This is a genomic window from Telluria sp. B2, from assembly GCF_051789535.1.
Classification (GTDB): domain Bacteria; phylum Pseudomonadota; class Gammaproteobacteria; order Burkholderiales; family Burkholderiaceae_D; genus Telluria.
The window spans coordinates 2,487,453-2,498,912 of the sequence record NZ_CP196525.1 but is presented as its reverse complement, the minus strand read 5'-3'; the positions used below and the strand labels follow the sequence as shown (position 1 = coordinate 2,498,912).

The 11,460-nt window shown below is 63.5% G+C and carries 9 protein-coding genes and 1 pseudogene; 4 read left to right on the top strand and 6 right to left on the bottom strand.

Annotation, left to right across the window (positions count from 1 at the left end):
* The first annotated feature begins 5 nt into the window (after positions 1–5).
* Both merD and ACSUZJ_RS11150 read left to right on the top strand, forming a co-directional pair.
* Complete coding sequence (gene merD, locus ACSUZJ_RS11155; RefSeq protein ID WP_499416081.1) at positions 6–389, top strand: mercury resistance co-regulator MerD; 384 nt, start codon at positions 6–8, stop codon at positions 387–389.
* 114 nt (positions 390–503) lie between these two features.
* Positions 504–1,079: a recombinase family protein gene (locus ACSUZJ_RS11150; protein ID WP_499416079.1), complete on the top strand. Its 576-nt coding sequence runs from the start codon at positions 504–506 to the stop codon at positions 1,077–1,079.
* Between the two features lie 816 nt (positions 1,080–1,895).
* Here the strand turns inward: ACSUZJ_RS11150 and ACSUZJ_RS11145 are convergent.
* From ACSUZJ_RS11145 to ACSUZJ_RS11135, 3 genes and pseudogenes are all read right to left on the bottom strand, one after another.
* Positions 1,896–2,426, bottom strand: a pseudogene (locus ACSUZJ_RS11145) (paraslipin); the annotation flags it as partial.
* Between the two features lie 39 nt (positions 2,427–2,465).
* Positions 2,466–2,888, bottom strand: a complete 423-nt coding sequence (locus ACSUZJ_RS11140; RefSeq protein ID WP_499416077.1) for an NfeD family protein — start codon at positions 2,886–2,888, stop codon at positions 2,466–2,468.
* A gap of 44 nt (positions 2,889–2,932) precedes the next feature.
* Positions 2,933–3,304 carry a hypothetical protein gene (locus ACSUZJ_RS11135; protein WP_499416075.1) on the bottom strand — a complete coding sequence of 124 codons (372 nt, stop codon included), beginning with the start codon at positions 3,302–3,304 and terminating at the stop codon, positions 2,933–2,935.
* A gap of 240 nt (positions 3,305–3,544) precedes the next feature.
* Here ACSUZJ_RS11135 and ACSUZJ_RS11130 point away from each other — a divergent pair, with 240 nt between their 5' ends.
* On the top strand, positions 3,545–3,730 hold the full coding sequence (locus ACSUZJ_RS11130) for a hypothetical protein (RefSeq protein WP_499416073.1): 186 nt from the start codon (positions 3,545–3,547) through the stop codon (positions 3,728–3,730).
* A gap of 100 nt (positions 3,731–3,830) precedes the next feature.
* Here ACSUZJ_RS11130 and ppsA read toward each other — a convergent pair whose 3' ends face one another.
* Positions 3,831–6,269, bottom strand: a complete 2,439-nt coding sequence (gene ppsA / locus ACSUZJ_RS11125; RefSeq protein ID WP_499416071.1) for a phosphoenolpyruvate synthase — start codon at positions 6,267–6,269, stop codon at positions 3,831–3,833.
* A gap of 186 nt (positions 6,270–6,455) precedes the next feature.
* Between ppsA and ppsR the strand changes: the two genes are divergently transcribed.
* A complete protein-coding gene (gene ppsR, locus ACSUZJ_RS11120) occupies positions 6,456–7,304 on the top strand; it encodes a posphoenolpyruvate synthetase regulatory kinase/phosphorylase PpsR (protein WP_499416069.1) in 849 nt (282 codons plus the stop codon).
* A gap of 18 nt (positions 7,305–7,322) precedes the next feature.
* On the opposite strand, the gene ACSUZJ_RS11115 is transcribed toward ppsR, so the two are convergent.
* The gene (locus ACSUZJ_RS11115; RefSeq protein WP_499416067.1) at positions 7,323–8,768 is read right to left on the bottom strand and encodes a S41 family peptidase; all 1,446 of its coding nucleotides are present in this window, start codon (positions 8,766–8,768) and stop codon (positions 7,323–7,325) included.
* Positions 8,769–8,978: 210 nt separating this feature from the next.
* Positions 8,979–11,282, bottom strand: a complete 2,304-nt coding sequence (locus tag ACSUZJ_RS11110; RefSeq protein ID WP_499416065.1) for an FdhF/YdeP family oxidoreductase — start codon at positions 11,280–11,282, stop codon at positions 8,979–8,981.
* Positions 11,283–11,460: the final 178 nt, after the last annotated feature.

Genomic DNA, 11,460 nt, shown 5'->3' with positions numbered 1-11,460 from the left:
GTGCGATGAGTGCCTACACGGTGTCGCAACTGGCCCATGACGCCGGGGTGAGCGTGCATGCCGTGCGCGACTACCTGGTGCGTGGCTTAGTGCGGCCGGTGGCCTGCACCACGGGCGGCTATGGGTTGTTCGACACTGCCGCCTTGCAGCGCCTGTGCTTCGTGCGCGCCGCTTTTGAAGCCGGTATCGGTCTGGACGTCCTGGCGCGGCTGTGCCGGGCGCTCGATGCGGCGGACGGCGACCAAGCCGCCGCGCAGCTTGCCGTGTTGCGTCAGCTCGGTGAACGCCGGCGCGAGGCGCTGGCTGCCCTAGACGCGCAGCTTGCTGCCATGCCGACCGCCGAACGTTTGCGAGTTGCCGCCGTCAGGATGAGCTATACCCTAACCTGATGTCAGGCCAGCCTAAATGGCTTAGTCAGGATAGAGTGCGATTCTTAATTTCTTGACAGGTGCTGCGAAGGGTCATAGAGTTGCCCTGACACTTTCGCCACTTGGAGACCTATCTTGCATGGTCAACGTATCGGCTACATCAGGGTCAGCAGTTTCGACCAAAATCCGGAACGCCAACTGGATAACGTCCAGGTGGATAGGCAGTTCATCGACAAGGCGTCGGGAAAGGATACTCTGCGGCCGCAGCTCGATGCCATGCTGTCATTCGTGCGCGAGGGAGATACGGTGGTGGTGCACAGCATGGACCGGTTGGCCCGCAATCTGGACGACCTGCGCCGCCTAGTGCAGCATTTCACCAAGCGAGGCATCCGCATCGAGTTCGTGAAGGAGTGCCTGACCTTCACTGGCGAGGATTCGCCGATGGCGAACCTGCTGCTATCGGTGATGGGGGCTTTTGCCGAATTCGAGCGGGCGCTGATCCGGGAGCGGCAGAGAGAGGGGATCGCGCTGGCCAAGCAGCGCGGCGCATACCGCGGGCGTAAGAAAGCCCTGGTGGATGACCAAGTTGTCGAGCTGCGCCGCCGCGCGGGTGCCGGCGAGCCAAAAGCCACGCTTGCTCGAGAGTTCGGCATCAGTCGGGAGACCCTGTACCAATACCTCAAACCCGTACCTCAGCTCCCAGAGGCTTAACGCCCGATTTTTTCCGTTTTCCCTGCTCACCCCTAGTACATTATTTTGCTCATAGATTTCTCTTAATCCTTGCCCGCCCAACGGAAGCATACGAGCGAGATAGTCTTCGGAGATTGCGCCATGCGGCAAAATACGATATTCGAAAGTGTGCCCGTCCAACTCAAGCGCTACGGTACTGCAATTTGGACAGGGTAGTTTAGGGTAGTCGTCTATCGAGATGAAACGAATTAGCGAATTCCATAAAGCTTTGTTAAACAAACTACGGCGCTCCTCTCCATAGATTCAATGCTAGGCCCAATTTGATAAGGCGAAACAGGTGGCTAGGGGAAAGCCAGTTTGCGATCGCAGAAAAGCCTCCACCATTCCGATTTCTGTCTGACTTTTACAGTGTCTTCACAACGCTGCGGTTGCTCATAGATATCCCCTAGACGCCCCGGGGTGTCGAGCGGTCACCTGCCAGTTCATGTCCAGAGTACGGTTGCAAAGGCATGTGCGTCTCTCGAATACTCCCAGTAAGCGGACTTTAGCCTACTCATACGACTCACTAGCAAGTTGAGCGCTGGATTCGATATTTTCCATGTTCTTGTTCGTTGTCTCTTCACCTTTGGCAGGGACCACACCTACCGTTCATTGCATCAGCCCCCTCGTAGCGGGCTTGTACTGTTAGCGAATCGTCTAGGTCGCGTAACTGTGGTGCAGCAGACCGCGAGAGCTTTGCTAGAGGCTAGAAGTCGCGAATTAGTTACTACTTAGTACAGCGTACTATTTTAACTCATTGATTTTAAATAACTAGTTATAAACCAGGGGGGAGACGCGCTGCATCGCGTGCAGGATCTCGGCCGGCGGCGTCAGGTCCTTGATCTCGTAGCGCAGCACCTTCACGCCCCAGTTCGCGGCCGACTCGTCGATGGCGTTGACGATGGTGGTGTTGATGTGGTCGCGCTCCTCAAAAGTCTTGTCCAGCTCCATCTTGCCGATCACCGAGCGCAGCGTGGTCTGGGCCAGCTGGGTGATGGCCTGGATGTAGTTCGACGAGCCGTAGGAGGCGCGCATCGCGTCGGTCACCTGGAAGTAGAGGATGCCGTCGACCTGGAGCTGGGTGTTGTCGCGCGTGATGCAGACCTGGGGCGGCACGTCGAGCGGGATTTCCTTCAGCACGTGCTTGTAGGCGATGCGGTCGACGAAAGGCACGACGATGTTCAAGCCCGGCGCCAGCACCGCGTGGAATTTACCGAGCCGCTCGACCACCCAGGCGTGCTGCTGGGGCACCACGTTGATGGTCTTGAACACGAACACGATGGCAATAACGAAAATGACCAGCGCCACTACACCGAAGGACAGTTCCATGAGCATCCCTTATAGATGAGTATCTTGTATCAGCTTTACTTATGAATTCGCCACGATCAGGCGGTTACCCTGCACTTCCACGATGCGAAAGTCGCCGGCCTCGGCAATGGCGCCGCTGCCCAGTTCCACATCCCACAGGGCGCCGCGGTACATGACGCGCGCGCGGCCATTGTTCCAGGCGTGCACGGTGACGCGTCCGCCGATGTCGAGGTTCACGTTCTGGTCGCGCGTCGCCTGCGTCTTGGCCGGGCGCCCGAAGCGGCTGCGGTGCAGGATGCTGGTCGCGGCAAGCCCGGTGAGCGCCGCGATCAGGGTCTGCACCGGCCCCGACAAGCCCAGCAGCGCGGCGAGGCCGCCGCAGGCCAGGCCGATGGCGATCATCAAGAGGTAAAACGTTCCCGTAAACAGCTCCGCCACCACCAGGATGCCGGCGCCGACCATCCAGTTGACCCAGTCCGTCATCTCATCTCCTCATCAATGGCAAGCAATCGGCATGCACTGCTTGCTCAGTCCGCGCTGGAGCGCTTGCGGATCAGCGGTGAGCCGCTGTTATCCTGAGCCGAGCACGCACGGGTGCAGCGCTGGTACGTATCGTCGCAGATGCCAAGCTGCTGCGCGCGGCGATTCTGCTGGCCGCTGCGCTCGAGAGCCAGGGTCCCGCTCGGGGTCACGGCGCTTTGCGCGGCACGCGCCAGCGGATTCGTTTCCTCGCTCTTCAGGAGCAACACCGCGTCGTCGCCGGACGCCTTGCCGGTATTGGCCTTGCACTGCGCCCTGGCCGAATTGCATTCGGCCCTGCACAAACCAGTATCATCGGCAACAGCGGCGCCCGACAGAACGACGCCAACCAAACCCAGGGCAAGCAACAAGCGTTTCATTCTCTATTCTCCTCTCGCACCGAAAAAACCCCCGCCGCCGCACAGGCTGACGAGGGTTTTCAAAAGTCTAACAATTTCCAGAGCCGAGTCAACTAATTTGTTGCTTTACGGCTAATTTCATATCTTGCAGCTGGATCGAATGCCAAGGCCGGCATCCCGAATGGGTAATTTGGCGATGTATCGCTGATGACCATAACGAGCGGATCCCCGGATTCGTACCATTTATTATCGGAGACAAAAATGAATCAGAAAATCGCCATGTTCCTGTTCGCCATCGGCCTGGCCGCATCCGCCCGCGCAAGGCATATGGATGATTTCGCGTGCCGTGAGTATTGCGCAAGCGAACGCCAGACCTGTCGGGCGGAAGGCGGCGCCGGATGCCAGCTAGCCGAGCGCCAGTGCCTGATAGAGTGCCGCCACACTTGATCGGCACCATCATGGCCTCCGTCGGCGCGGCCGGTGAAGGAATAAAAAAAACCCGGCGGCCGATGGGCCGACGGGTTTTTGTTTGGAGCCTGGAGCCGAATTACATGGCCGCCAGCTTCTGCCAGGTCTCGATCACCGAGTCAGGGTTCAGCGACATCGATTCGATGCCCTGCTCCATCAGCCAGACCGCGAAGTCCGGATTGTCCGACGGGCCCTGGCCGCAGATGCCGATGTACTTGCCCTGCGCGCGGCAGGCCTTGATTGCCAGCGAGAGCATGGCCTTCACCGCCGGGTCGCGCTCGTCGAAGTCCTTGGCCAGCAGCTCCATGCCGGAGTCGCGGTCCAGGCCCAGGGTGAGCTGGGTCAGGTCGTTCGAGCCGATCGAGAAGCCGTCGAAGTGCTGCAGGAACTGTTCGGCCAGGATGGCGTTCGAGGGCACTTCGCACATCATGATGACGCGCAGGCCGTTCTCGCCGCGCTTCAGGCCGTACTTGGCCAGCAGCTCGATGACCTTCTCGGCCTGGCCCAGGGTGCGCACGAACGGGATCATCAGCTCGACGTTGGTCAGGCCCATCTCTTCGCGCACGCGCTTCATCGCCAGGCATTCCATTTCGAAGGACTCGGCAAAGTCCTCGGCCAGGTAGCGTGCGGCGCCGCGGAAGCCCAGCATCGGGTTTTCCTCGTCCGGCTCGTAGCGCGAACCGCCGATCAGCTTCTTGTACTCGTTCGACTTGAAGTCGGACAGGCGCACGATGACGGGCTTGGGCCAGAACGCGGCGGCAATCGTCGCCACGCCTTCGGCCAGCTTGTCGACGTAGAAGGCCTTCGGCGAAGCATGGCCGCGGGCGACCGACTCGACCGCCTTCTTCAGGTCGGCGTCGATGTTCGGGTACTCGAGAATGGCCTTCGGGTGCACGCCGATGTTGTTGTTGATGATGAATTCCAGGCGCGCCAGGCCGACGCCGGCGTTCGGCACCGACTGGAAGTCGAAGGCCAGCTGCGGGTTGCCGACGTTGAGCATGATCTTGGTCTTCAGCGGCGGCAGTTCGCCGCGCGAGACTTCCGTGACCTCGGTTTCCAGCAGGCCGTCGTAGATCTTGCCCTCGTCGCCTTCGGCGCAGGAGACGGTGACGAAGGTGCCGTCCTTCAGCGCCTCGGTCGCGTCGCCGCAGCCCACGACTGCCGGTACGCCCAGTTCGCGGGCGATGATCGCCGCGTGGCAGGTACGGCCGCCGCGGTTGGTGACGATCGCCGAGGCGCGCTTCATGACCGGTTCCCAGTTCGGGTCGGTCATGTCGGCCACCAGCACGTCGCCCGGCTGCACGCGTTCCATCTCCGACGGATCGGTGATGACGCGCACGGGACCGGCGCCGATCTTCTGGCCGATGGCGCGGCCGCTGGTCAATACGGTGCCGGTGCCCTTCAGCGAGAAGCGCTGCTGGGCGTCGGTGGCCTTCTGCTGGGACTTCACGGTCTCCGGACGCGCCTGAAGGATGTAGAGCTTGCCGTCGCGGCCATCCTTGCCCCACTCGATGTCCATCGGACGGCCGTAGTGGTTCTCGATGATGACGGCGTACTTCGCCAGCTCGACGACTTCGGCGTCGGTCAGCGAGTAACGGTTGCGCAGCTCGATCGGCACGTCGACGGTGCGCACCGAACGGCCGGCTTTCGCCTCGTCGGTGAACTCCATCTTGATCAGTTTCGAGCCGATGTTGCGGCGGATGACAGGCGACTTGCCCTGCTCGAGCATCGGCTTGTGGACGTAGAACTCGTCCGGATTGACCGCGCCCTGCACGACGGTTTCGCCCAGGCCGTAGCTGGAGGTGATGAAGACCACATCCTTGAAGCCTGATTCGGTATCGATGGTGAACATGACGCCCGAGGCGCCGGTGTCCGAACGGACCATGCGCTGCACGCCGGCCGACAGCGCCACTTCGGCGTGGGTGAAGCCTTTATGGACGCGGTAGGAAATCGCGCGGTCGTTGTAGAGCGAGGCGAAGACGTGCTTCATCGCTTCCAGGATGTTGTCGATGCCGACCACGTTCAGGAAGGTCTCCTGCTGGCCTGCGAACGAGGCGTCCGGCAGGTCTTCGGCGGTGGCCGAGGAACGCACGGCGAAGGACATTTCGGTTTCCGAATCGGCGACCAGGCGCTCGTAGAACGAACGGATTTCCTGTTCCAGGCGCGGCTGGAACGGGGTCTCGACGATCCACTGGCGGATTTCCTGGCCGGCGGCCGCGAGCGAGCGCACGTCGTCGATGTCCAGGCCTTCCAGGCGCGTGGCGATACGGTCGGCCAGCGACGGACCGCCGTCGACCGAATGGCCGAGGAAGTCGCGGAAGGCCTGGGCCGTGGTGGCGAAGCCGGTCGGCACGCGCACGCCGGCTTCGGCGAGCTGGCTGATCATTTCGCCGAGCGAGGCGTTCTTGCCGCCGACCGATTCGACATCGGTCATGCGCAGGTTCTCGAACGAGGCAACGTAGACGCCATTGCCCTGTTCGGGTTCCTTCAATGAAGCTGCTTGAGACAGGTTAGTCATGGTAAAACACCCTTACTTGATGATAGAAATCTGTCGGGCAGGCGCTGGGCAGAGGGCGCGTGTTTTCTTGTTATTCTGGGCGTCGTGCAGCACAATGCGAATCCGTTGCAGAGCATTTTACCGCGTGCGACCCCGATTTACAGCGCACAAACCTGCATTCTTGTCAGCATTAGCGAAAATTTCATCATGACCGCAGAGAGCCGCCCGACCCTTCCCCCGCCCACGCGCACCGTATTCTTCGTGTCCGACGGCACCGGCATCACGGCCGAAACCTTCGGCCACGCAGTGCTGAGCCAGTTCGAAATGCGTTTCCGCCAGATCCGCATTCCCTTCATCGACACGCTCGACAAGGCGCGCGACGCGGCGCGGCGCATCAACGAAGTCTACGCCATCGACAACCAGCGCCCCATCGTGTTTTCCACGCTGGTCAAGCACGACCTGTCGGGCGTGATCCGCGCTTCCAACGGCATGCACATGGACCTGTTCCAGACCTTCGTCGCACCGCTGGAAATGGAACTGGGCGTGAAATCGACCCACACGATCGGCCGCATCCACAATGTCGTGGACTCCGAGGAATACAAGAATCGCATCGAGGCCATCAACTTCTCGCTGGCCCACGACGACGGCCAGTCGCACAAGAACCTGGCCGAGGCCGACGTCATCCTGGTCGGCGTATCGCGCTCGGGCAAGACCCCGACCTCGCTGTATCTCGCGATGCAGTACGGGATCAAGGCAGCCAACTATCCCCTGATTCCCGACGACTTCGAACGCGGCAAGCTGCCCTCCTCGCTGCCGCCGTTCAAGCACAAGCTCTTCGGCCTGACCATCACCCCCGAGCGCCTGGCCGAGATCCGCAACGAGCGCCGCGCCGGCAGTAAATATGCGTCGATCGAGAATTGTCGCTACGAGGTCAACGAAGCGGAACTGATGATGAAGCGCGAAGGCATCCGCTGGCTGTCCTCGACCACCAAGTCGATCGAGGAGATCGCGACCACGATCCTGCAGGAGATCAAGCCGGATCGGCGGGAGTACTGAGAACGCGCCGGGGCGGCTTCAGCGCCGCGCCAGGTCTGCCTCGACCGCCTTGAGCAGCACCTCGCTCGACCACACCAGCTCGTGCACGGGCAAGTGCGGACGGTAGATCTGTCCGTTCGCGCGGCCGCGCTTGACGTACACCTTGTTCGGGATGATGACAAAGGCGAGGCCCGAAGCCAGGTCCACGCGCCGCACATCCATGTAAGTCGAGTCGGCCGAGCTCGGCGCTCCCGCCAGGATCGTGTTCGGGAAGCGAGAGAACACGTCGATTGCGTCGAGGCAGGCGCTGGCGCAGTTGCCCGGCACGATCACGTACAACGGCTGGGTGAACGCCGGCCCGTCGACGACGCTCGCCTCCACCGAGTCGGCGCCCCCCTTCTCGACATGAAATGGCGCGCCGCGCGCCAGTGCCGCGCGCATGCCCTCGGCCTGTGCACGGGCCCAGGCCGCTTCTTCCGGGCGCTGCTGGCTGGTCAGCAGCTCGGCCAGCGAAGCCACATACTCGGTGTTGCCGGGCGAAGCTCGCCACCAGACCTCGGTGGCGGCGCCGTAGGCGTTTACCGCATCGGTGACGCGCCGCTTGCCGAACAGGGCTTCGGCGAACTGCCTGCTCCAGCTCGACGAACCACCACGGTTGCCGCGCAGGTCGACCACGATCGCATCGGCCGCCAGGTAGCGCTGCCGGTTCTGTGCAAGCTCGCGGAACATGTTGCGGTAGGCTTCCCGCCCGGCCTCGTCCGGATGGAAGGTCGGCATCGAGAACCAGTACAGGTTCTTGCGCGGCTCGGCCACGCCGACCGGGCCGGGCACGCCGACCGGGCTCTCGTCCAGCCAGCGCTCCGCCTGCGCATCGAGCGCACGCCAGGCCAGGGCCTGCTCGACGGTTTTGCCCTGCCATTCAAAACGGCAGCGCTGCAGCAGCGCGACAAAGGGATTGTGTGCATCGATGAATACGCGGCGCGCGGCCAGCCACCACTGCCCGGCCTCGGCCACCCGTCCCTGGAAAGCGAACACATTGTCGCGGATGAGTTGTTCGGCCGACTTGCCGTCACAGCCGATCAGCTTGCTGCCGGGCGCCAGCTGACCTTCCGCCGATGAGTGGACATACAAGGCGTTGCCGCGCCAGACGGTAACGAAGCCCGGCCAGCGCGACCTCGGCAGGGCCGCGGCGTCCAGCTGCACGGCCATACCGGCATGGCCGTCGCCGATGCGCGTATTGAATCCCTGCACCGCGGCGAGGTAGCCGGCGGCGTCGCGTACCTGGGCAGCCAGCGCGAGGCCGTGCAGGCGCGCCGCCTCCAGGTTCCGCGCGAAACCGGGGTTTTCCTGGTCGTGCATGCCCGGATGGTTTTCGCGCGTGACCTGCACGCCGGCCTCGATATCGGCTTGCGCTGCCTTGCGCCAGGCCTCCGGGGACGCGGGCAGCGCGACGGCGGCAGCGGCGCAGGCGCTCGCAAGCAGCATGGCCAGTCCGGCTGCGATGGCTGGCCGGGAACGGCGGGATAGAATCTTCAGGCTGGGCATGGAACCTCGTCGGCATCAAAACGAATTGGCGAAATGATAAGCCAAGAAGTTTCAAAATGCGAACAAAGTCCTGGGCCGGCCCCGCCGGGTCCGGCTCGACGCAGGCGCCAGGCGGCGCCGCGCCCAGCCCTGCCGCGCGTTCCCGCCTGTTCAAACGCTTCCTGCCGCGCGCTCCACCAGCACATCAATCGACTTCGCCGCCGGCACCTTGCTCTCCTTCGCATGGTGCCACAGCGGAATCAGCGGATTGAGCTCCGGGTAGTAGCCCGCGACGCAGCCCTGCGGCACGTCGTAGGGCACGACCGCCAGCCCATCGACCCGGCGCGCGACGCCATCAATGGCCGCGGTGCGCAGCGCCACCACGTCGCCCTGCGCCAGCCCGAGCCGTTCCATGTCCGCCGGCGCCATGAACAGCACCATGCGGCTGCCGGACACGCCGCGGAAGCGGTCGTCGAGGTGGTAGATCGTGGTGTTGAACTGGCCGTCGCTGCGGATGGTGAACAAACGCAGCTCGGGCGGCGCGGCGTCCATCGCCGGGTCGCCCTGCAGTTGCTCGGGTACAGTGAACTGGGCACGGCCGCTGTCGGTGGCGAAGACGCGGTGCGCGGCGCCGACCGGCTTGCGAAAGCCGCCGGGTGTCCACATGCGCGCATTGAAATCCCTGAAGATCTCCGGGTAGGTTTCCTCGATGGCATCGCGCACGCGGCCATAGTCCGCTACCCAGGCATCCCAGTCCACCTTTGGGTTAGGGTCGAGCGTGGCCTTGGCGATGCCGGCGACGATCGCCGGCTCGGACAGCAGCGTGTTCGCTACGGGTTCCGTCATGCCGCGCGAGCCGTGCATGCAGGCCGTGCTGTCCTCGACCGTCACGTCCTGCGGCCCGCCGGCCTGGCGGTCGATCTCGATCCGCCCGAGGCAAGGCAGGATATACGAAGCCTTGCCGTGGATGACGTGGTTGCGATTGAGCTTGGTCGAGACCTGCACGGTCAGCGGCAGTTCGCGCCAGGCCTCTTCCATCAGCACGGTCTCGGGCACGGCGCGCACGAAATTGCCGCCCAGGCCGATGAAGGCCTGGACCTTGCGCGCCAGGATGGCCTCGCAGGCCTCGACCGTGTTCATGCCGGTCTTCCTGGGCGGTTCGAAGCCGTACTGCTGCTTCAGCTTGTCGAGCGGCGCCAGCTCGGGCTTTTCGGTGATGCCGACGGTGCGCTGGCCCTGCACGTTGGAGTGGCCGCGCACCGGGCAGACGCCGGCGCCGGGCTTGCCGATATTCCCGCGCATGAGCAGCAGGTTGACGAGCATCGCCACGTTCTGCACGCCGTTCTCGTGCTGGGTCAGGCCCATGCCGTAGACGCCGAGCACGGCGCTCGAACGCGCATACACCTGCGCCGCGCTCTCCAGGGCCGCGCGCGCCAGGCCGGATTCGCGCTCGATCGCCTCCCAGCCGCAGGCGCGCACCGCAAGCTCGAAGTCGTTGAAGCCGTGGGTGTGCTCGGCGATGAAGTCGACGTCGAGCACGCGCTGCTCGCCCTTGGCCAAGGCCGCGTCGTCCAGCGCCAGCAGCGCCTTGCAGATGCCCATGATGGCGGCGGTATCGCCACCCGGGCGCACCTGGTGGTACTGGGTGCTGATTGCCGTCTCCTGCCCGGTGAGCATCTCGACGGGCGATTGCGGATTGGTGAAGCTCACCAGGCCGCGCTCGCGCAGGGGATTGAAGGTGACGATGGGCACGCCGCGCTTCCTCGCATCCTTGAGCTGGTGCAGCATGCGCGGGCTGTTCACGCCCACGTTCTGGCCGAAGAAGAAGATGCAGTCGGTCTGTTCGAAATCCTGGAGCACCACGGTGCCCACGCCCACGCCAAGGGTCTTCTGCAGCGCCACCGAGGTGCTTTCGTGGCACATGTTCGAGCTGTCGGGCAGGTTGTTGTTGCCGTACATGCGCGCCAGCAGCTGGTACATGTAGGAGGTCTCGAGCGAGGCGCGGCCCGAGGCGTAGAACACCACCTGTTCGCGCTCGAAAGCGCGCAGGGCCGCGCCGATCTCGGCAAAGGCCGTGTCCCAGCTCACCTCGCGGTAGCGGTCGCTGGCCGGGTCCCAGCGCAGCGGCACCGTCAGGCGGCCCTGCTCTTCGAGAGCATGGTCGGACCAGCCCTCCAGCTCAGTCACCGTGTGGCGCTCGAAGAAGTCCGCGCCGATGGCCTTGCTCGTGGTTTCCCAGGCGGTGGCCTTGGCGCCGCTTTCGCAGAACTCGAAGGGATGGGGATTGGCCGGCTTGGCCCAGGCGCAGCTGACGCAGGCGAAACCGTCGGGCTTGTTCTGTTTCATCAGGAGGAGGCTGTCCTTGAGCACGACCCGCTGGTCGAGCAGGATATGGCTCACTTCCGCCACCGAGGCCCAGCCCCCGGCCGGCATGGTGGGTGCCTCAAACCGCAGTCCCTTCGCTTCCTCGCTCATGGCAGCCTCCTTTGCTATGGAGCATGTACCGTAAACGTCGGCTCCGCCGCCCTCCGTTCGGCAGCGCACAGACGCGGGCAATTGGGACGATCCGATATCATTGGAGCACGTATCGGAACACATAATCGAACATACAAGCGAGCACGTTCGGGAGCCGATTCGCGGCAAGCCGCGCGAC